The organism is Sphingobacterium sp. BIGb0116, from assembly GCF_024808035.1.
Taxonomy (GTDB): Bacteria; Bacteroidota; Bacteroidia; order Sphingobacteriales; family Sphingobacteriaceae; genus Sphingobacterium; species Sphingobacterium paramultivorum.
The window spans coordinates 212185-234046 of sequence record NZ_JANUDT010000007.1; the positions used below are offsets into that span (position 1 = coordinate 212185).

Annotated in this window: 15 protein-coding genes; 6 read left to right on the plus strand and 9 right to left on the minus strand. The window is 41.2% G+C overall.

The genetic code is table 11. The features are described 5' to 3' along the window. Positions 1-89: 89 nt before the first annotated feature. The 5 genes from M2419_RS17385 (at position 90) to M2419_RS17405 (ending at position 7550) form a co-directional block, all read left to right on the plus strand. Entirely contained in the window at positions 90-926 is an 837-nt protein-coding gene (locus M2419_RS17385; protein WP_075994419.1) for an endonuclease/exonuclease/phosphatase family protein, read from the plus strand. 229 nt (positions 927-1155) lie between these two features. Next, positions 1156-1974 carry a DUF4197 domain-containing protein gene (locus tag M2419_RS17390; RefSeq protein WP_227550059.1) on the plus strand — a complete coding sequence of 273 codons (819 nt, stop codon included), beginning with the start codon at positions 1156-1158 and terminating at the stop codon, positions 1972-1974. Between the two features lie 348 nt (positions 1975-2322). Beyond that, positions 2323-3585 (plus strand): peptidase T, encoded by a 1263-nt coding sequence (pepT, locus tag M2419_RS17395; RefSeq protein WP_259255460.1) that lies wholly within the window; start codon positions 2323-2325, stop codon positions 3583-3585. 17 nt (positions 3586-3602) lie between these two features. Further along, entirely contained in the window at positions 3603-4166 is a 564-nt protein-coding gene (locus M2419_RS17400; protein ID WP_227550060.1) for a nitroreductase, read from the plus strand. A 210-nt stretch (positions 4167-4376) separates the two neighbouring features. Then, positions 4377-7550 carry a TonB-dependent receptor gene (locus tag M2419_RS17405; RefSeq protein ID WP_259255461.1) on the plus strand — a complete coding sequence of 1058 codons (3174 nt, stop codon included), beginning with the start codon at positions 4377-4379 and terminating at the stop codon, positions 7548-7550. 77 nt (positions 7551-7627) lie between these two features. On the opposite strand, the gene M2419_RS17410 is transcribed toward M2419_RS17405, so the two are convergent. From M2419_RS17410 to M2419_RS17445, 8 genes are all read right to left on the minus strand, one after another. Continuing rightward, complete coding sequence (locus M2419_RS17410; protein ID WP_259255462.1) at positions 7628-8335, minus strand: hypothetical protein; 708 nt, start codon at positions 8333-8335, stop codon at positions 7628-7630. Continuing rightward, positions 8325-8873 (minus strand): RNA polymerase sigma factor, encoded by a 549-nt coding sequence (locus M2419_RS17415; RefSeq protein WP_075994424.1) that lies wholly within the window; start codon positions 8871-8873, stop codon positions 8325-8327. Before M2419_RS17415 ends, M2419_RS17410 begins: the two co-directional genes overlap by 11 nt. Before the next feature lie 144 nt (positions 8874-9017). Then, positions 9018-11615, minus strand: coding sequence for a TonB-dependent receptor (locus M2419_RS17420; protein ID WP_159727406.1), 2598 nt, complete (start codon positions 11613-11615; stop codon positions 9018-9020). 739 nt (positions 11616-12354) lie between these two features. Then, a complete protein-coding gene (locus M2419_RS17425) occupies positions 12355-13611 on the minus strand; it encodes a YeiH family protein (protein WP_153844321.1) in 1257 nt (418 codons plus the stop codon). A 122-nt stretch (positions 13612-13733) separates the two neighbouring features. Next, on the minus strand, positions 13734-15515 hold the full coding sequence (locus tag M2419_RS17430; RefSeq protein WP_153844322.1) for an acyl-CoA dehydrogenase family protein: 1782 nt from the start codon (positions 15513-15515) through the stop codon (positions 13734-13736). 133 nt (positions 15516-15648) lie between these two features. Beyond that, positions 15649-16824 (minus strand): acetyl-CoA C-acyltransferase, encoded by a 1176-nt coding sequence (locus tag M2419_RS17435; protein WP_259255463.1) that lies wholly within the window; start codon positions 16822-16824, stop codon positions 15649-15651. Between the two features lie 30 nt (positions 16825-16854). After that, positions 16855-19284: a 3-hydroxyacyl-CoA dehydrogenase/enoyl-CoA hydratase family protein gene (locus M2419_RS17440; protein WP_159727410.1), complete on the minus strand. Its 2430-nt coding sequence runs from the start codon at positions 19282-19284 to the stop codon at positions 16855-16857. 40 nt (positions 19285-19324) lie between these two features. Continuing rightward, on the minus strand, positions 19325-19765 hold the full coding sequence (locus M2419_RS17445; protein ID WP_075995002.1) for a MarR family winged helix-turn-helix transcriptional regulator: 441 nt from the start codon (positions 19763-19765) through the stop codon (positions 19325-19327). A gap of 276 nt (positions 19766-20041) precedes the next feature. Here M2419_RS17445 and M2419_RS17450 point away from each other — a divergent pair, with 276 nt between their 5' ends. Then, positions 20042-21004: an isopenicillin N synthase family oxygenase gene (locus M2419_RS17450; RefSeq protein WP_259255464.1), complete on the plus strand. Its 963-nt coding sequence runs from the start codon at positions 20042-20044 to the stop codon at positions 21002-21004. A 100-nt stretch (positions 21005-21104) separates the two neighbouring features. On the opposite strand, the gene M2419_RS17455 is transcribed toward M2419_RS17450, so the two are convergent. After that, positions 21105-21860 carry a porin family protein gene (locus M2419_RS17455; protein ID WP_259255465.1) on the minus strand — a complete coding sequence of 252 codons (756 nt, stop codon included), beginning with the start codon at positions 21858-21860 and terminating at the stop codon, positions 21105-21107. Positions 21861-21862 lie beyond the last annotated feature (2 nt).

Sequence of the window (21862 nt, forward strand, 5' to 3'; positions counted from 1 at the left end):
ATAGTCATGGTTCCTAATCAGTTGACCACTTATCAGGCCGACTTGATGAGCGTGACCGTTTCAGTACCTTTTTAAAAACTAGATTCTAAATGAAAAAAAGTATTATTCTCGCTTTAGCGCTCTGTCTATCCTTTCTGTCTTATGCACAGGAATTTATTGCAGCCAGCTATAATATCCGTCAAAGAAATACCGTCGATGTTGACAACATGTGGAACGACCGTAAAGTTCCGCTAACCAATCTGATTAAATACCATGGCTTTGATATCTTTGGTATCCAAGAAGGTTTTTTTGATCAGGTTCAAGATCTCAAAAAGCTCCTTCCTGGCTTTGATTACGTGGGTGTTGGTCGCGACGATGGTGCACAAGAGGGCGAGCACTCGGCTATTTATTACAATACAAATCGCTTTAAAGCAATAAAGAGCGGAACTTTCTGGCTTTCAGCGACAGATACCGAACACCCGAATAAAGGCTGGGATGCAGCACTACCGCGGATCTGTACCTGGGGTATTTTTGAAGACAAGGCCAACAAAAAACGCTTCATCTTCATGAACACGCACTTTGACCATATCGGCCGTACTGCACGCACCGAGAGTGCCAAGTTGATTCTAGAAAAAGCAAAAGAGTTTGCCAAAGACCTACCTTTGATTTTAACCGGCGATTTCAATGTGGATGAAAAAGATGAGGCTTATTTCACATTAGCCAATAGCAAAGTAGTCACTGACGTACATGAACTGGCAACATTCAAATATGAACCCAATTCTTCCTTCAATGGCTGGGGCAAAAGCATCAGACCAACAGGCCGCATTGATCATATTTTTATTACCAAACCTTTCCAGGTTAAAAAATATGGTATCCTGACGGACACGTATATGAATAAATTCCCCTCAGATCACTTTCCAGTAGCAACGACGCTCTCCTGGAAATAATATCAGGTTAATTACAACAACCCTATAACACAAACAGCAGGTTCGCTTAGAATCTGCTGTTTTATTTTTTGGGACAGCTTTTTATTTACACCGCATCAGGGATAGCGATTCAGCACGCTGTAGCGCATCTGCTACGATTCTTGACAATAGCTATGGTTCCTAGCAATTGCTTTAAACTTTCACATAAATTAACAGTCGATATGTTTAATTTTGACAGCAAAACAATAACATGATGAAATTTCCACTATTATATTGCACACTATTTGTCTCAGGACTACTTTATTCCAATGCAAGTGAAGCGCAGATTTTTAAGAAAATCAGTGAAACATTGACAAAAGCAAATCAGGGCCAGACGGACAGTACTAAAACGACCACAACATCAAATACTAAAGCAACAGCATCCAAATCCAATACCTTGACGTCTTTATCCAACAAAGATGCTTCATTGGGGATCAAACAGGCTTTAAGCAATGGTTTAAATCTGAGTATCGAATCTTTAGCCAAGAAGGATGGCTTTTTGGGTGATGCGGCAGTAAAGATTTTGATGCCTGCCGAAGCACAGAAAGTAGAAAAAACGCTTCGCGCTGTCGGTATGGGAAAATTATGCGATCAGTTTATACAGAGCATGAACAGAGCTGCTGAGGGAGCCGTTAAAGAGGCTGCCCCCGTATTTGTCAATGCACTTTCAAAGATGACAATTACAGATGCGACCAATATTCTTCTAGGCAGCAAAGAAGACGCCGCGACAACGTTTTTTAAAACAAATACATCGACAGAGTTAACGAACAAATTTAGTCCAGTTATCAAATCTGCCATGGGTACAAACAATGTGGACCAGTATTGGACACAATTGACCTCAGCTTATAACAACCTTCCATTAGGCAATAAAGTGGAGACAAATCTTACTGCCTACGTTACGCAGAAAGCAATAGACGGTCTATTTATCAAAGTTGCCGACCAGGAGTCAAAAATTAGACAGAACATAGGCGGCAGTAGAAATACTAATATTTTACAGAAGGTATTTGGTTACGCAGACGAAAAGAAATAGAAAACGATTTACATGTGAAAAAGGACCTGTCAACGATTTGACAGGTCCTTTTTTTTAATGTGGGATCATCCAAGATTTCTGCTCACATAGCTATGGGTAAAACTTTACTGTTCAAAAGCGCTACAGCACATTGTATGTAGCAATAAATTATAGATAACAATAAATTCCTTTCAGCGGGAATTAGGATCGTCCCCTCCTATACGTGTCAGTTATTGTCAGTTTGTTAACAAATAGAATTAAACCTGTGGAGTAGGGACAAATTGTTTGTAAATGCAACCAAATTAAATTGCAAATAAAAAGCAATTTATCTAAGTTTGACCACCCTTATCACATTAAGGCTATTAGAAAATGAGCACATTTGAGATCAACAACATAAGTGATTTTTCGGTATCCGAAAGATTTCAACGCTATGTACAGATTGACACACAATCTGATGCAAATTCACCAACATGTCCTTCTACGGAAAAGCAAAAGAACCTTGGAAAGTTACTTGTAGCGGAGTTGCTAGCATTGGGTATTTCGGACGCAGCAATGGATGAAAATGGATATATCTATGCAACTATTCCATCCAATACTGCAAAGCAAGTTCCTGTTATCTGCTTCTGTTCTCATATGGATACATCTCCGGACTCTTCTGGAACAGATGTTAAACCACTGGTTCATCCTAATTATCAGGGCCAGGATCTTGTGCTTCCTGACGACAAGACTATTATCATCAAATACGCCGAACATCCCGATCTAGCCAATCAAATTGGCAATGATATCATTACAGCGAGTGGCACCACTTTGTTGGGTGCAGATGACAAAGCAGGTGTGGCCGAAATCATGGATGCTGCCCGTTTATTAATGAAACATCCTGAAATCAAACATGGTGATATCAAAATTCTTTTCACACCAGATGAGGAGATTGGCAGAGGTGTTGATAAAGCAGATTTGAAACGTTTAGCAGCAGATTTTGCTTATACAATGGATGGCGAAAGAGCTGGAACCATTGAGGATGAAACATTTTCAGCGGATGGAGCTACATTAACTATTCATGGTGTATCCGTACATCCCGGCTTTGCTAAGGGTAAAATGCAAAGTGCCATCAAAATCGCCAGTGCGGTAATTGATGCACTACCAAAAGATCGACTTTCACCTGAAAGCACCAACAAAAAAGACGGCTTTGTACACCCTGTTCATATCAGTGGATCTGTGGAAAAAGCTGAAATTCAATTTATCGTACGCGACCACGTTACAGCCAATCTAAAGAAACATGAAGATGAACTGGAAGGCATCGCAAAATCGATTGTGGAACAATATCCAAACTGCACCTATACTTTTGTCGTAAAAGAACAATACCGTAATATGAAAGAAGTGCTGGATCAGCATCCTGAAATTATGGAAATCGGCATGGAAGCCATCAACCGTGCAGGAATGGTGGCCGAAAGAAGAAGTATCCGCGGTGGAACAGATGGCTCCCGCCTTTCGTTTATGGGCTTACCTTGTCCAAATATTTTTGCTGGAGGGCATGCTTTCCACGGAAAACAAGAGTGGGTAGCTGTACAAGATATGGAAAAAGCCGTCAAAACAATTTTGCATGTTGTATCTTTATGGGAAGAAAAAGCATAAAGGAAAAATAAATTATAATGAAAAACGACGTATTAAAAGCAATACACTACAGAAGATCCGTATTTCAAGCTTCCTTTACTGAAGAAGAAGTCAGTAAAGAAGATATCTTGAGTATCTTGGAAGCGGCCAATGCTGCTCCAACACACAAAAGAACACAACCTTGGCGTTTTGTGATCTTCCGCAAAGAGGGATTAGAACGTTTAGGCACCGAATTATCACGTATCTACAAGTCAGTAACACCTACAGAGAAATATACTGAAGCAACTGAAATAACAATGGGCAAAAAAGCAACACAGTCAAACGTTGCCATTGCGATTGTTGTCAATTATACGGGCGAAGTTCCTGAATGGGAAGAACTGGCTTGTACGGCTGCTGCAGTTGAAAACATGTGGTTGGCTGCACACTCGCTAAATATCGGGGGATACTGGGCGACTCCAGGTTTAATCAATCACTTGGGTGGTTTCTTAAATCTCGAAGAAAATCAAAAATGTATTGGTCTATTCTACTTAGGACACCACCAATCTGAGGCGCGTGAACCTATCCGTACGCCTATTGCAGATAAAATTCGTTGGGAAGAGTAAATCCTCTCATCTTTATACACAGAGCGGGCGGCTCGGATTCTTCCGAGTCGCCCGCTCTGTGTATAGGTTAATTAATTATACGCAATAGGCAGCCTAAATCCATTTTTATTAAATATTTAATAATGAGCCCTTAACCATTTAACAATCTTGCAGGGATAATTTCGCAACATACTTGTGACAGACACTAATCAACTAAAAAGTGAAATTATTATGCAAAGACAGATCATTTGGTTAATCTCATTAACCATCATTACATTTTTTCAAATTCCAACTAACAGCTGGGCTCAGGGTACTGAAGCAACCATTACAGGCCGTATCATGGACAATAATGGCCCTGTAAAAGGAACGTCCGTATCAGTAAAAAATGAATCTACCGGGTTTAAACAAACAACACTGACGAACCAAAACGGTATCTATACCTTTCCACAATTACCTTTAGGCTCGCCATACAGCATATCGGTAAACCATGTTGGCTATGCAGAACAAAAAAAGACCGACTATAAATTAAGCTATGGTGACGAGCTCAATGTGGATTTCACCTTATCATCAGCTGAAAATAAATTGGATGAAGTGATCGTTCAAGGAACTGCAGCTGATCTAAAAAACAAGATCAAGACATTGGGTGCATCTACAGCTATTACGGCTAATGATCTCAAAAAAATGCCTGTAAATGGACGTAATTTCTCCTCGCTAATTGATTTATCACCTGTTAGCAGTGGAACAAATCTAGCTGGACAACGAGCATCTTCGACTAATTTTACGGTAGACGGCATGAATTCACGCAGTACAGTAGCTGGCGGGAACAGCGGTGGTGCCTATTCAATCTCCATGGAAGCGATTCGCGAATTCAAGGTAGTGACCAACGACTACGATGTTACGTTCGGCCGCAGCGGTGGCGGAAGTATTACCACAGTAACCAAATCAGGTACAAATACTTTAACAGGAAGTGCGTTCACTTTTGCACGCGCGGGCTGGCTTTCGAGCAAGTACAACCTTAATGGAACGGCACGTAAACAAAAATTCTCCACCTATCAATATGGATTCTCACTTGGCGGGCCAATCATCAAGGACAAAGCCCATTTCTTTGTAACCTGGGACCGACAGATGGATACCCGCCCACTTCAGATCGCTGATATTCAAACAACGGAAGATATTGCACGTTACAAAGTAACGCAGACTACTTTAGATGAATTTACCCACATTGCTGTGGGCAAATATGGCGCTAGCGCCGATCGTCTGTTTGGCTCTTTCGACAAAAAGAAAAAGACCGATGCTGCCTTTGCCCGCATTGACTGGCAATTGAACGATAAAAACCTATTGACAATTCGTAACAACTTTGTCTACGATATGGACAATCAACAGGAAGGAGACAATACAGGGATCAATGCTTTTGAATCCTATACCAACAGAAGGTACATAAACAATAGCCTAATGGCCTCCTTGCGTACGTCTATCAACTCCAAACTGACCAACGACTTGAAAGTACAACATTTCTATGAACGTTCAGAAGCACAACATAATGTTGCTGGATTTGATCAATCACACAGTATTCCGCGTGCGATCGTCGAATCCGTTCAATCTGTAGACGGTACAAATAAATATACCAATTCAATACAGCTTGGTGGTCAGCGTTATGCGCCAGAATGGTTTAATGGAAATATGTTACAATTGGTCAACAACCTATATTATAATACAGATAAAATCAAATATACCTTCGGTGCAGATGTCATGTATACCAACATGGACTTCCGCTACGGCAGCGAAATGAATGGCCGTTTTTATTTTACCGGTTTACAAAATTTCGACAACCTGACTCCTTATCGCTATGCCCGTGATGTATATATGACCGACAAAGAAAACACCTTGGTCAACAATCTGGCTGTAGGTCTTTATGGACAGATGGAAGCTAAAATCGCAAGAGGTCTTGATGTTGTCGGCGGCCTACGTCTGGACAACACGAAATACCTAAAGAAGGCAACATTCAACCAAACGGTCTATGACGAACTGGGTCTCTCGACCGATAATGGGATCAATACTTTTCAGATACAGCCGCGTGTGCAGTTCAACTGGGATATCAATGAAGAAAAGAAAAATATCATCCGTTTTGGCGCTGGTATATTCGGTTCGGCCCTCAACCCCTATTCTATGTTAAACAATATGTTGTTTGATGGTTCACGCATTGCCGGTGTAGATATTACTGACCCGACCTTAATTCCCAAGCCAAATTTTGCAGGATATCGCAAGGATCCCGATACAGCTCCGGGACGTGAATTGTTGGACAACCCAAAGATCGAAAAACTTGTCACCATCAATACCAATAGCAAGGATGTGAAAGTGCCGACGGTATATAAAGCCAATATTTCCATCAATCACTTTTTCACACCTTCGTTACGTATCGGGTTAAGTGCTTACGGAACTTGGGGACGCAACAATTATATGTATGTAGATCGCAATATGGTGGAGGCCCCTTACTTTAGGTTGACTGCCGAAGGTAACCGTGGGGTGTATGTTCCAGCATCGAGCATCAACACGACAAATGGTGCCGCCAACTGGACCAATAGCCGTAAAACCAAACAAATAGGCCGCGTACTGGAAATGAACAGCGAAGGGAAAAACAATTCTTACACCGTTGTACTGGACGGAACTTATCGTTATTATAAAGACGGTCAGATCACGATGTCTTACACCTGGAACGATACCAAAGACAATACCTCCTATAACGGTAATGTTGCCAACTCTGCCACTCTTTCCCTAATGGTCAAAGATGATCCACGCGACTTGAGTACGATGACATATTCGGACAATCAATTCCGCCATAAAGTCGTCTTTTATGGTACCATGCCATCGTTATGGGGTGTATCTATGGGTTTACGTTTCAGCGGAATTGCAGGAACACGCTATTCTTTAGCGGTCAATGGGAATGTCAACGGTGATTTTGTAAATTCCAACGATCTTGCCTTCGTATACGATCCAAATAACAAAAACACACCCGATTACATCAAAACCGGCATTCAAGCTATTTTAGATGATCCAAATGCAGAGCAGAGCATCAAAAAATACATCAATGGAAACCTCGACCGCATAGCTGAACGTAACGGTGGCATCAACGGTTTTTACGGCGTATTTGACTTGCACTTGGCCAAAAATCTAAAAGTTTACAAGAAACATGGCATTGAAGCTTCGATAGACATTTTCAATGTAGCCAACCTTTTGAAAAAAACTTGGGGTGTAGGACACAATCTGGGTAAACAGAATCTATATGCCATCAAAAGCTTCGATGCAGCGAATCAACAATATGTTTACAATATGAGTTCAGGCGTTGGCGTATCTAACTTAAATGGTAATCCTTATCAAGTACAATTGGGTCTGAGATATGCATTTTAAGTAATTCAGACCATATAAAAAAGCAGCGAGCCATTTCTTTCATAGGAAATGGCTCGCTGCTTTTTATCAGATCACTTTTATTTTTTTTCAATTCCAAAACAATGCGGAGGTTTAATGACAGCTGCTTGTGCTGGATTATTTCCCGCTTTGACGGGGAAAACAATCTTTAAACGTCCTTTTGTTCCCTGCCATTTTGGTCCATTCTGTAGAAGGCGAACCGTTTCATTAAAGAGTGACTGATCGGGTTGCCCTTCGGCACTAATATTAGTGGACACTCCATTTTTGTCGATCGTAAAATTGACAATAATTTCGCCACCTCCTGCAGGCGCTACCGACTTCTGATTGAGGTACTGTTCAAAAATTTTCCATCCTTCACGGGGTGTTGCATCCCCCCCGTCCAGCAAAGGTTGAACAGATACCCTATTTTCAGGTTCACTTAATTCTACATCCGTTGTACGCTCAGCTTTACCGCTAAAATGTTTAAAATATAGCAGGGCCAATAAAGTCACAAACAGTACACCTGCGGTAGCACCTATGGCCAAACGCTGCCATGTGAAATACTGGGCGTGTCTTGTTGCAACAGTATCTTCCACCCTACGATTGAGGCGCTGTTGTAAGAGGCTCAATTGCCGGGCATCCACACCATTTTGCAATCGGTAACCATCGATGGCATCTTGTAAAAAGGGATCTTCCAACGCTTCACGTTCCAACTGAAACATCTCCTCCTTACTCATCAAACCATGGATGTAATTATGGATCCTTGATAATTGATAATTATTTTCCATTTTCTTTCCTTTCCATACAGATTTTCAGATTGCGCTTTCCATTTTGAATAGCACTTTTGACCTTATTCAAGTCATACCCAGTCAAATCTGCAATATCTTTATAACATTTTTGCTCGAGATAAAACAAACGTACACATTCCTCTTGCTCGCGATTTAAAGTTTGCATACAGCCTTCCAGTTTCTCGAAATCTTTTTCTTCCCACTTCGCTTCACTGGTATCATTTAGCTTTTGTTCGCTTTCAAACAAATTGTTTTCAATATCAACCTGCGTCGTCCGCTTATCCTTACGTAATTGCATAAGGCAATAATTTTTACTGTAAACGTGTAACCAGCTCTTAAAATTATCGACTTCATATTGACGAAGCTTCGGTATCAGTTCTTCAAATATCTGCATCACAGCATCCTGACTACGATCGGGATCCTGTAAGTATTTAAAGCACACACCATAAAGCAAAGACATATAGGGCGAATATAGTTTCCCCAGTGTAGACAAGTCACCGCTTGTTTTATAGTGTTGTAAAAGCTCTTTTTCGTTCATGCGCAAATCATTCACCTTAATGATGATTTAATATACAAATTTCCATATATAAAAAAAGGAGCTATTGAAAATTACCGAAAAAAGAAAAACCGTCCCCATGATGAAATGGAGACGGTCGATAAGAATATAATATGAATTACGGATTTAATTTCCTTGTTTCCAATTGTATCGCAGTGTAACGCCGTAAGTCCTTGGATCTGCAACTACACCTGCGTATTGCCCATAACTTCCAGGTGCCGCCAGCAACTGTTCGTAGTAATCTTTATTTGTTAGATTTCTACTCCACACAAACACCGAAATACCATTCGATCCCCTGAATCCTAGCCTGGCGTTCAATACCGAATAGGCATCAATATTTAGGTATTGTGAGGGGGAAGAACTGGATGAAAATTTAGAGCGGTGAAATAGGTCTGCGCCCAAAAAGTAAGATCCATTAATCCCGATCAGCTTACCGCTTTTATTCGCTTCACCACCCAGCGACCAAGACCATTTGGAAACACCAGGAAGGACGCCGCCAGAGATATCTTTAAAAGCCTGAGCTCCGCCAACCTCTTCTAAAGGGACAGGTGCATTGGTAAATTTGACATACTTGGCATCTGTATAGGCTAGCGCTCCATTCAATCGGAGAAAATGTCCGATGTTGATATTTCCATCCAATTCAACACCTTTTACACGCACCTTTTCCGCATTGGCCAGATAACCACGGTTCACCCCAGGTTCAGGAGTCTGCACTTGGGTCTGATAGTCTTTGATATCCGTTTGGTAGACGGTCAGATTGAGGAGTGAATTGCGCGTTGGATTTGTCTTAACACCAATTTCCTTATGACGTACAGCCTCAGGTTTTACTTCGGCGAGATCCAGCAACACTGCTCCATTGGCAGTCGGCAATCCACCAACGTTGATACCGACAGGTTTATAGCTGATGGAATACGTTGCATAAGCATTTATCTTCGGATTGAAACGATATCTTGCCGATAGCTGACCTGAGAAATTATCGGCATCCGCATTGATATCAAAAGTCTGATTGGTATATACACCGTTCTTTAAGGCTAGCAGTGCCGGGTCTGACGTCTGCAAACCACCATAGGTCTGCCTATCGTAGTTAGCCACCTTTTTATCGTAGTTGTAGCGCAGCCCTGGGAGGATGTGTAATTTTGGTGTCACAGCCCAATCAATCTGTGTATAGGCTGCCAAGCTTGTACTCTTAATTCCGTAAACGGTCTTGATTCCAAAATTGTCAAATAATCCCGGTGTTTGCCACAAAGCACTGGTAGAGCTTTTTTGAAACCGCCAGAATGAAGATCCGGTTTCTTCAGTATGTACGGGATCGGTGCCTAGATCCTGCCACAGACCAAATAGTCCGACAACTCCGCTGACCTTTTCACTGATTTTTCCGGAGTATCTGAATTCCTGTGACCACTGATTATGGACGGAATTACCTGCTGAAACGGTGTATACCGGAAGTCCTAAGTAATCGCGGTCATTGAGCGGAACCCATGTCCATGTCCGCCACGCAGAAGTTGAGGTCAGTGTCCCTTCTCCAATCTTGATATCGGCATTCAATGCGACACCACCCAATTTATTATCAGCTTTGGACTGTGTATCCAAATCTATCTTACGCTCGAAGGCACTTTTATAGGGCAACTCGTAGCCAAGATCTTTAATAATTGCATCAAATTGTCTGTAGTCCGCACGCTGTGTTTTTACAACTCCGGCAACCGCCCAACCGTAACCATCAGGCTTTTGTGATGACACGTCCCCAGAAAGCACCAGTTTGATATTTTCGGTCGGGGTAAACAGCAATTGCCCTCTAAAGCCCAGGTTGTTGATATCATTGATCTTCCTATTGGTATGTACATTAAACAGGTTTCCATCCCGTTGTGTGCCAGAGAAAGAAGCTCTCGCAGCCAGGTTTTTGGCCAATGGCCCTGAGATTGAAGTCTTCGCCTGAATAAAACCTTGGTTTCCGTAACTGACTTCCACATTGGCCTCTGGTGTGAATTGTGGTAAACGTGAGGTTATATTGAATGCACCTGCTGTTGTGTTCTTTCCAAAGAGTGTACCTTGGGGTCCACGCAGTACCTCTATCTGGTCGATATCAATAAAGTCTAGCCAAGTCGCGGCAGGACGGGCAATATATACACCATCAAGATAAAATCCTACACCAGGATCGATACCATCATTGGTGAGGCCATAAGTTGAGCCCAGTCCCCGGATATTAAGCGTCGTATTACGTGCATTCGATGCATATAACTGAACTGTAGGTACAAGCTCTTTCAGTCGATTGACATTAAATGCCCCTGCATCCTCCAATGCAGCGCCACGAATAATCGATATGGGAATCGGAACATCCTGTAACTGTTCCTTACGACGGCGTGCAGTGACCACTACTTGATCCAATGCTTCCAATCGTGGTGTAAGTTCAATCACTGCCGGAGAATGGTCTACAACGATATGACGGGTTTGATAACCAACAATGGATACAATCAATGAAAATGGCAATTTTTGTCCAGTTACAAACTGGAAAACACCTTTACTGTCGGTTTTCACCTGGTGTGTAACGGCCTCCAACTGAACCGTTACGCCTTGCAGAGGCTCTTTTGTTACGGCGTCAATTACGGTACCTGTTAACGAGGCATTTATAATAGGTTTAGGATTTTCTACTTGCGCGTAGGTATGGTAAGAACCTGTTAAAAGCAAGCTAAAAATGACGCTAATTCGAAAAATAGCATTTTTTTTCATAAATTTATTCAGTTTAATGGTGAATCTAAAACAAGTGCCAACGCCAATCGATACTTGCTTCATTGTTAAAACTTTGTAAAAGGGAAGCCTCGGCTTCCCTTTTCTAATATAAGAGAGTGTAAGAGAGAAATTTTAACAACACATTCGTTTCTTGTCACTTTTTAAGGTAACAACAGATCCTTCTACCGAAGCAACCAATAAACTTGTTTTTGGAGAGTAATTTTGTTTCATTCTTTTTATCTTGTTATTTTCTTTTATTTCCTGCTGCATAAACGAATCAATTTATGCACTTATCAGGCGGCAATCTCAAACAACTTTAATCACATGTCTTTTTTATAAAATCAATTTCATGGCTAGTTCGATTCATAATCAAGTCAGTCCTTTTTGCTCGTCTTCCTATTTACCTGTAAATCAGATAACGATACAAATATATAAATATTTTTTAAAAGACTACTAATTTGATAGATTTAATGATATTTTTTTTTAAAACCATTAAACCTTAATTTTAAGACACTTAAAGCAAATAAAAAGCGCTTCGAATTTCTTTCAGCATGAAAAAAATCACGAAGACAACCATCCTACACACCAACAATCCAGCGAAAATCAAGAAGCAAAGCAATTTTATAAAAAACGCTACTCATAAACCCATGATGGAAAAGCATAAAAAAGGCCGTCCTTTTCGGACAGCCTTTCTCACAGTCAATATAACGATCTGTTTCACATTGAAACACTTACCTTTTTAGCGAAATAGTACCAATGCAATCAATAAGGTAATAATAACATTAAAAGTCTGGGCAATCAGAAAAGCATATAGTGGCTTCTTGTTATCTTGAGCAAATAGATCCTTAAAGTTCGTTTCCAAGCCAATGGATGTAAATGCCAAGGTAAACCAGAGGCCCTGTAAGTTTTTCAAACTTCCTTTGACCGCATCAATCTTCTCAGGAGATATCACGAATGAAAAGAGCAACGATGCAAATACAAATCCCAACACAAACTTTGGGAAACGTTCCCATATAATTTTTAGCGTAGGTTTATCCCGCTTGGTTTCGTCATCTACAGATTTCGCATAAGTCCAATAAATACTGATAGCAAAAGCAGCAAGCCCCAACAATACGTTTTGGGAGAATTTCACAATGGTACTGATTTTCAACGCTTCTTCACCTACGAGGGAGCCCGACGCCACGACAGCTCCTGTTGTATCAATACTCCCGCCGAGCCAAGCACCGGTAACCTCTTGCGACAAGCCCATCCACTCCGCCATATAAGGCATGAAAATCATCATTGGAATCGCTGTAATAAGGACCAGTGAAATTACATAGGAGAGTTTTTTGCTATCGCCTTTAATTGCTCCCGAAGTTGCTATTGCTGCGGAAACACCACAAATAGATACTGCACTCGACAGCATTAGGGACATCTCCTTGTCAATCTTTAACTTTTTACAGATCCAGAAAGCAAAGTACCAAACAGACAATACGACAGCCAGTGCTTGAATAAGCCCCAAGGATCCCGCTTTCAGGATATCCCCAAAGATCACGGTAGTTCCGAGCAGAATTAGGCCTATCTTGACATACAGCTCTGTACTGAGCGCCTCTTTAAACCAATTAGGCAGTTTAAAGCAATTACTGATGATTAAACCGATAATCAAACTAAAAATTACAGCTTCGAGATTATATTCTTTAACCGTTGCATTTCCTGCCAGCACCAATGCAAATACGGTAAGGATAAATACAACAGGAAATACAACGAATAAATGTTTCACAGATTTCCCCAAAAGAAAGGCGCCCAATATCGCGGTAACGAATACAAAAATAAACTGCTCAAAAAGCTTCATTAAATTTGTCGGGTCGAAAACCGTTGCGACGAGTTCGGCGGAATTACTCCACGAAAAACTAGGTACTGGCGCAACAATTCCTGAGAGTGCGAGAAATATGGTAGCAATCCCCAAAATGACGACTACCCAGTCCTCTGTAAATGTAAATGATCTTGAAGATGTCATATAATGGTTAGGGTTTAAAAGGTTAAATGTAGCATAATTACAGTTACTTTTTAGGATTGTAACACAAAAATGGCCGAAGATTTCTCTCCGGCCATTAACCAAAACCAATAATCTATTACCAATCAAAAACAATATTTATTCTCATCTATCAATTTCTTTGCGATTCGCTGACGTGCATCTTTCACATTAAATGGCTGTGCTTTCGTGAATCTGCGCAAACCAACCAACATCATATTCAGTTCATCACCTTCACCAAAAGAATATAATGCTTCTTTACCGGCGGCGCTGATTTTATCAATAGCACCATACAGGTAGATCTTAGCCATATCTTTTGCATAGTCTGCTTTATCAGATCCTGTATGCAGCAATTTTTCTGCGCGCAACAAGACTGACTCGGTGATATAAACATACCCGATAATATCAGCAATATTCATGAGGATTTCCTCTTCTTTGGAAAGGGACATCATCAATTTTTGCACAGCTGCTCCCGCAATCAATAACCCTGCTTTTTTAAGGTTTGCCACAATTTTCTTTTCTACAGCGAAAGGCGCATCGTCCTCTTCACCAAAATCCGGAATAGCGAGAAGCTCTCCGGCTACGGCTTGCGCAGGTCCCATCAGATCCAATTCACCTTTCATGGCCCGTTTTAACAGCATGTCAACGACAAGCAATCGATTCACTTCATTCGTACCTTCAAAGATCCTGTTGATCCGTGAATCCCGATAAGCGCGTTCCATTGGCGCATCTGCCGAGTAACCCATTCCACCATAAATCTGTACCCCTTCGTCAACCACATAATCCAACATCTCCGAACACCATACTTTGATGATAGCGCACTCAATTGCAAACTGCTCCACAGACTTCAATTTTGCTTTAGCTTCATCCATACCGCCAGCAATCAATGCATCGTAGGCATCATCAATATTTTGACCGGCACGATACGATGCCGACTCCACAGCAAACAAACGTGTTGCCATCTCAGCCAGCTTATAACGAATGGCTCCAAATTTAGAAATCGGCAGATTAAACTGCACACGTTCATTGGCATACTGCACCGCATGATTGATCACCATACGTGCCGAACCGATCGTGGCGGCGCCCAGTTTTATACGACCAATATTCAGGATATTTACAGCAATCTTAAATCCATTTTCACGATCAGAAAGCATATTCTCTACAGGAACGGCGCAATCATTGAAAAAGATCTGACGTGTTGAAGATCCCTTAATACCCAATTTATGTTCTTCGGGATTCATCGTGATGCCACCAAAGTCTTTCTCGACAATAAATGCCGTCAGGTTTTTATCATCATCGATTTTTGCAAATACGATAAAGATATCTGCAAAACCACCGTTTGTAATCCACATTTTTTGTCCGTTGATCAAATAATGTGTCCCTTCGGCATTTAATTTTGCGGAAGTACGACCCGAATTTGCGTCCGATCCAGCATTGGGCTCTGTCAAACAATACGACGCCTTCCATTCACCAGTAGCAAGCTTTGGAACATATTTTGCCTTTTGGGCATCATTACCATAATACAAAATAGGCAGCGTACCGATTCCCGTATGAGCAGACAATGCGACAGCAAAAGAAAACCCGCCACCTACTGCATCGGCAACAAGCATAGAAGTGTTGAAATTCTTGCCGAAACCACCATATTCTTCGGGAATAGAAACACCCAACATCCCCAGTTCACCAGCCTTATCCATCAAACTAGGCATAAGTCCTTCTTCTTGCGCATCGATACGGTCCAGCTTGTTCAATACTTCTGTATCCAAGAAATCCAAGCAGGTCTGACGAATCATTTTGGCTTCTTCATCAAATTCTTCCGGAATAAAAACGGCTGTATAGGGAGTCTCTCTAATCACGAACTCTCCGCCTTTAATTGCTTTATTTTCACCCATTGTCTTTTTAGATTTATATGGACCAGCAAATCACTGCTTAGTGATGATGCTGTCCACAATTTTTAAATACTTCTATGCGTTATGAGATCAGAGATCCATATTTCGTTTATATTGCTATTCTTAGCGGCTAATTTTAATCCAATAACTCAAAAATACCAGCAGCTCCCTGACCAGTTCCGACACACATCGTCACCATGCCGTATTTTTTGCCTCTGCGTTTTAACTCGTTTAAGACTTGGACCGTCAATTTAGCTCCTGTACATCCAAGTGGATGCCCTAAAGCGATGGCACCGCCATTGACATTTACTTTCTCTTCGTCTAATCCAAGTTCACGAATAACGGCTAGCGATTGAGAGGCGAAAGCTTCATTCAGCTCAAAGAGGTCAATATCTTCCTTTTTAAGACCGGCTCTTGCCAAAGCCTTGGGTATGGCATAGATAGGTCCGATACCCATAATGCGGGGCGGAACACCTGCTACAGCAAAACTAACGAGCTTTGCTATAGGTTTTACACCAAGCTCTTTCACTTTTGCTTCAGACATCACCAAGACAAATGCAGCCCCATCAGAAGTTTGTGAGGAATTCCCTGCTGTCACTGAACCATTCGCTGCAAAAACTGGTTTTAATTTCCCTAAAGCTTCCAGGGAAGTATCGGCTCGAGGACCTTCATCCGTATCAACGACATATTCACGCGTTGCAATCTTGCCGTCTTTCAAATAATTTTCTTTTACGGTGATAGGTACGATACCATCTTTCAAATGACCATTTTGAATAGCTGCAACTGCCTTTTGATTTGACTTAAGTGCAAAAGCATCCTGATCTTCACGTGAGACATTGTAATCTTTGGCTACAGCTTCGGCAGTCAATCCCATACCCCAATACCAATCTGGATGTTCTTTTGCCACGACAGGATTAGGCACAATTTTCCAACCTCCAAAGGGCATTCCGGACATCACCTCTACCCCACCGGCAATAATAACATCGGCCATCCCAGTCTTGATCTTTGCTACCGCTGTTGCAATAGTCTCCAAACCTGAAGCGCAGTATCGATTAACGGTTACTCCCGGGACCTTATCCGTGTCCAATCCCATCAGTGAAATGAAACGTGCCATATTGAGTCCCTGCTCCGCTTCCGGCATGGCATTCCCAACGATGACATCATCTATATCTTCTTTATTTAAATTTGGCACAGTGGATACAAGATGTTTAATAACATCCGTGGCTAAATCATCCGCCCGCATAAAGCGAAATACTCCCCGCGGCGCTTTGCCTACTGCTGTACGAAATCCTGATACTATATATGCTTCCATTATTTTTATTTTTTTCGTGAGTAGTGATTTTTAGTTCCGTAAAGGCTTACCCTTGGTCAGCATAAATTGAATCCTTTCAAGCGTTTTGCGTTCGGCACAAAGCTCGAGGAAAGTTTTACGTTCAAGATCCAGTAGATACTGTTCAGACACTTCGGTCGGTGACGATAAATTTCCACCGCACATCACCCAGCCTAGTTTTTCTGAGATCTTTCGATCATAATCAGAGATATAATTACCTTCACGCATCGATGAAGCCCCCACATACACGATCCCTAATCCTTGGTTTCCTAAAACCTTGATATCATTGCGTGGAGCAGGCTGAACATAACCCTCATCAGCCAATTCCAATGCCTTTGCTTTGGCATCTGCCAAAAGGCGGGCACGGTTCATTGTAATTGCAAATTTATCTTTCTGCAAATAGCCGAGTTCATAGGCTTCATAAGCAGAAGTCGAAACTTTCGCCTGCCCAATGGTCAGGAATTTATCTTTTAAGGTGTTCTGAACAATCTGATCCTCCTTAAATTCCTCCGAGGCACGTAGTGTAAATTCTTTAGTTCCACCGCCACCGGGAATAACACCAACGCCAAGTTCAACCAAGCCCATATAGGTTTCGGCGTGAGCCTGAACAAAATCAGCATGCATGGAAAATTCACAGCCCCCACCGAGGGTCATTTGAAATGGCGCAACGACTACAGGTATTGACGAATAGCGTAAGCGCATGGATGTATTTTGAAAGGCACGAACGGCCATATTCAATTCATCAAAATCCTGTTCTACGGCCATCATGAAAATCATTCCAATGTTGGCGCCAGCAGAAAAGTTCTTCCCATCATTGGACACCACTAAACCGCGATATTCCTTTTCAGCGAGATCAATAGCTTTATTCAGGCCCTGGATAACATCTCCGCCAATGGTATTCATCTTGGTATGAAATTCACAATTAATGATACCATCGCCAAGATCAATAATAGAAACACCCGTATTTTTCCAGATTGTTTTACTTTCCCGAATATGATCCAATACGATCAGATCTTCCGTTCCGGGAATAGCTTTATAAGATTTGGTCGCAATATCATAATAGTGACGTACACCATTTTCAATTTTATAGAATGATTCACATCCCGCTTCCAACATCTCGTGTACCCAGGAAGCAACCTCTCCATCCTGACCTGGAAGTCGTTTTTCTTCGGCCTTAATTTTAGCTAAAGTCTCTCGAACACCTAGCGCATCCCATACTTCAAATGGTCCTAACTCCCAACCAAATCCAGCACGCATGGCATCATCAATGCGGAAGAAGTCATCTGTAATTTCGGGAACACGGCGGGACACATATTCAAACAATGGATAATGCATGGCACGGAAAAGTTCCGCCGCTTTATCGCTTCCTTGTTCATATACTTTCATCCGCTTGCGGATATCCTCCACAGGCTTGGTGGCTTCCAAAGTAGCTGATTTCACTTTTTGCTGTGAACCAAATTCCAGTGTTTTTAGATTTAAAGACAAAATCTCCGAATTACCATCGGCAGCTTTTACTTTTTCATAAAACCCTTTCTTGGTTTTCTCACCCAACCATTTATTCTCTACCATCTTATTGATGAATGTTGGAAGTTGGAAGACACCCTTGGCTTCATCTTCGGGCGCATTCTGTGCCAGTCCATTGGCAACATTCACCAAGGTATCAAGTCCTACAACGTCAGCCGTACGAAAAGTTGCCGATTTGGGATGCCCCATTGCGGGACCGGTATATTTGTCGACCTCTTCCACTGTCAACCCCAAGGGTTCCACTAAATGGGTAACCGCCAACATCGAATAAACACCGATACGATTACCAATAAATGCTGGTGTATCCTTACACAATACAACCGATTTTCCCAGCATCTTATCGCCAAAGTGAAGAATAAAATCAATTACCTCAGGCTTGGTGTGCGGTGTGGGAATAACTTCCAATAAAGGAAGATAGCGTGGTGGATTGAAGAAGTGCGTACCGCAGAAATGATCTTTAAAATCTTCACTTCTGTCCGCTGTCATTAAATGAATAGGAATACCAGAAGTATTGGAAGTAATCAATGTTCCAGGTTTACGAAATTGCTCAACACGCTCGAAAACAGACTTTTTAACATCAAGTCGCTCAACGACAACCTCTATGATCCAGTCCACATGAGCAATATCTTTTAGATTATCATCAAAATTTCCTGTTTTGATACGTCTGACAAATGACTTGCTATAAATTGGCGAAGGGTTTGTTTTTAAAGCCGTTTCTAGGGAGCTGTTGACAATTCGGTCCCGAACGACCTTACTCTCCAGCGTGAGACCTTTGGCTTGTTCCGCTGGCAGCAGTTCACGCGGAACGATATCCAACAATAAAACTTCAACACCAATGTTAGCAAAATGACAAGCAATTCGCGAGCCCATAACACCCGAACCGAGAACCGCCACTTTTCTAATATTTCTGTTCATCATAACATATTTATCATGCACTTCTGTACATTTGGTTTAACTTCTAAACGATTACTTCTTCCTTGTAACTGGTTGCAAGCTCATTGAGTTTCGCTAAAGAAGCAATCAATTGATCACGTTCATTTTCTGAAAAATTATCCGCTAAGTATTGATTGAAATTACGCACCACATCCTTGGCAATTCTTCTTTTCTCCCGACCCAATTCAGTCAAGTATACTTTTACTGACCTTTTGTCGGTTTCACTCGTTTCACGGTATATAAATCCCAATGACTCCAAATTATTTAACACCCGAGACAAACTAGTTGTTTTAACTCCTGTCAAATTTGCAATCTGAGAAACAGGTGTACCCTCTTTATGGATGTTAATCAAAATATAACCTGCAGCCTGGGTAAAACCGTACTGCGAAGCAATTTGATTATATTTATTGGCTATTGTCTGCCAGCCTGTTTTTAAAAAATAGTCGATTGTCTGATTTTGGTTCATAAGCGTACTCACAAGCTATTTATTATGCTTGCATAACAAATATACCAGTTAGTAATCAGAATAACAAGATCCAAAATATAAATTTTGTCATATATTCGTCAGCATGACTGCGCTTCATATTTCTTAGCTGAATTTGCCAATAATAGAAAATGTGGAAAACTTTTAAGCACTGAAATACAACCAAATAAAACAAAACATAAAACTTTTATTAACAGCTCCTGTTTAATAATCAAAATTAATTCCGTTAACTTTGTCCTGAACAAACATCAACACCGTATGGCTTTAGTAAACATACCTCGCTTGGACTTGCTACATTATACTCAAGGAACCCAAGAACAACGAAATCAATTCATCCAAGATATTGGCAAGGCTTTTAACGAAACGGGCTTTGTAACGATTGCAAATCATGGCTTATCAAAAGAGCTGATTGAAGAGTTATATCAGGTAGTTCCTGAATTTTTTGGTTTGCCGACCGAGACGAAGGAACAATATGAATTTCCAGAACTTGCAGGCCAACGTGGCTATACAGCAAAAGGAAGAGAAAAAGCGAAAGATGCGAAGACTCCTGATTTAAAGGAATTTTGGCAACGCGGTCAAACGATCGTTGATGAAGAATACTCCAAAGCTGATTTTCCGGACAATCCCGAAGTGGCCGAAATACCCCGCTTTAACGGTGTGACAGCGGAGGTCTATAAAAAATTAGAAGATACAGGCCGGGACTTATTAAAAGCGATTGCTACCTACCTCGATCTGGAAGAAAATTACTTTGAAAAATATGTTATCAATGGTAATTCTATTCTACGTGCAATACACTACTTCCCAATCAGCGATCCTGATGCCTTATCTCCAGATGCCGTACGTGCAGGCGCTCACGAAGATATCAACCTCATCACCTTATTGATTGGGGCTAGTGCAGATGGACTTGAAGTATTGACAAAAGACGGAGAATGGTTCCCTATCAAAGCCAAAGGTGAAGATATCGTCATCAATGTAGGTGATATGTTACAACGGTTAACAAACAATAAGTTGAAATCTACTACGCATCGCGTAGTAAACCCGCCACGTGAAAAAATGGGTACTTCCCGTTTTTCTATTCCATTCTTTTTACATCCAAAATCCTCCATGAGTTTGGCTTCATTAGATTCCTGCATCGATGCGGAACACCCGAAGGTCTACGAAGATTATACCGCTGGTCAGTACCTGGATGAACGATTAAGAGAAATCGGATTAAAAATGTAAGACTCCGCATCATTTAAATTGGTTTAAATGAGCAAAACAGCATATAAAAAAGAAATGGTCGATCCTAGGATCGACCATTTCTTTTTTACGGATATGAAAACTATTTCAATTTATAACCTATACCAACATTCATAAAGATATTATGCAATCCGAAACTAATACTTTCAAATCCAGTTTTCATAATATTATTGAAGCCATAATCCAACTGTGCCAACGCAAAGAATCTTTTGTCGATAGCATAATGTGCCCCCAAACTCATACCAACATCGATACTCCTAACACTCTCCGAGAAATCATAATCGGCATTATCCACAACAATTTTATTTCCAGTAGGTTCTTCATGTCTAAGATAGCCATTATAGGCCTCGCCATAGAATTGCTTTCTTACCGCAAAAGAAATATAAGGACCTGCCTGCACATTCCAACGATTTGAAAGCTGATAAGTAGCTTGAATCGGCACAGACAGATACAGATTATGCACTTTGGTTGTAATATCACCCGTATAATAACCTCTCAGCTCCTCTTTTGCATCATTCACAGCATTGAATGTCGTCTTGTATCCTTTAACACTCGCTTTTGTATCCATTCCCTTTCCTTCGAAGACGAGTCCCAAAGATACTCCCCATTTTGGATCAATATGATAGTTTGCCCTTGCTCCGACAAAAAAGGGAACATTCGGATTATAGCTTTTAATTTTTCGAATTTCACGTGGCAACGATAGTGGTGCTGCTCCGCCGATCTTACCGCCAACCATCACATCGAAGCCTAATTTACTTTCACCCGATGTATTTTCCTGAGCATTTGCAACAGATCCTATCAAAACCATCGCAGCCAGTGCGATTGTATATTTTATCATTT

Coding starts and splice junctions, on each gene's coding strand:
- M2419_RS17385 (WP_075994419.1), top strand. CDS start 90: ATGAAAAAAAGTATTATTCTCGCTTTAGCGCTCTGTCTATCCTTTCTG.
- M2419_RS17390 (WP_227550059.1), top strand. CDS start 1,156: ATGATGAAATTTCCACTATTATATTGCACACTATTTGTCTCAGGACTA.
- pepT (WP_259255460.1), top strand. CDS start 2,323: ATGAGCACATTTGAGATCAACAACATAAGTGATTTTTCGGTATCCGAA.
- M2419_RS17400 (WP_227550060.1), top strand. CDS start 3,603: ATGAAAAACGACGTATTAAAAGCAATACACTACAGAAGATCCGTATTT.
- M2419_RS17405 (WP_259255461.1), top strand. CDS start 4,377: ATGCAAAGACAGATCATTTGGTTAATCTCATTAACCATCATTACATTT.
- M2419_RS17410 (WP_259255462.1), bottom strand. CDS start 8,335: ATGGAAAATAATTATCAATTATCAAGGATCCATAATTACATCCATGGT.
- M2419_RS17415 (WP_075994424.1), bottom strand. CDS start 8,873: ATGAACGAAAAAGAGCTTTTACAACACTATAAAACAAGCGGTGACTTG.
- M2419_RS17420 (WP_159727406.1), bottom strand. CDS start 11,615: ATGAAAAAAAATGCTATTTTTCGAATTAGCGTCATTTTTAGCTTGCTT.
- M2419_RS17425 (WP_153844321.1), bottom strand. CDS start 13,611: ATGACATCTTCAAGATCATTTACATTTACAGAGGACTGGGTAGTCGTC.
- M2419_RS17430 (WP_153844322.1), bottom strand. CDS start 15,515: ATGGGTGAAAATAAAGCAATTAAAGGCGGAGAGTTCGTGATTAGAGAG.
- M2419_RS17435 (WP_259255463.1), bottom strand. CDS start 16,824: ATGGAAGCATATATAGTATCAGGATTTCGTACAGCAGTAGGCAAAGCG.
- M2419_RS17440 (WP_159727410.1), bottom strand. CDS start 19,284: ATGATGAACAGAAATATTAGAAAAGTGGCGGTTCTCGGTTCGGGTGTT.
- M2419_RS17445 (WP_075995002.1), bottom strand. CDS start 19,765: ATGAACCAAAATCAGACAATCGACTATTTTTTAAAAACAGGCTGGCAG.
- M2419_RS17450 (WP_259255464.1), top strand. CDS start 20,042: ATGGCTTTAGTAAACATACCTCGCTTGGACTTGCTACATTATACTCAA.
- M2419_RS17455 (WP_259255465.1), bottom strand. CDS start 21,860: ATGATAAAATATACAATCGCACTGGCTGCGATGGTTTTGATAGGATCT.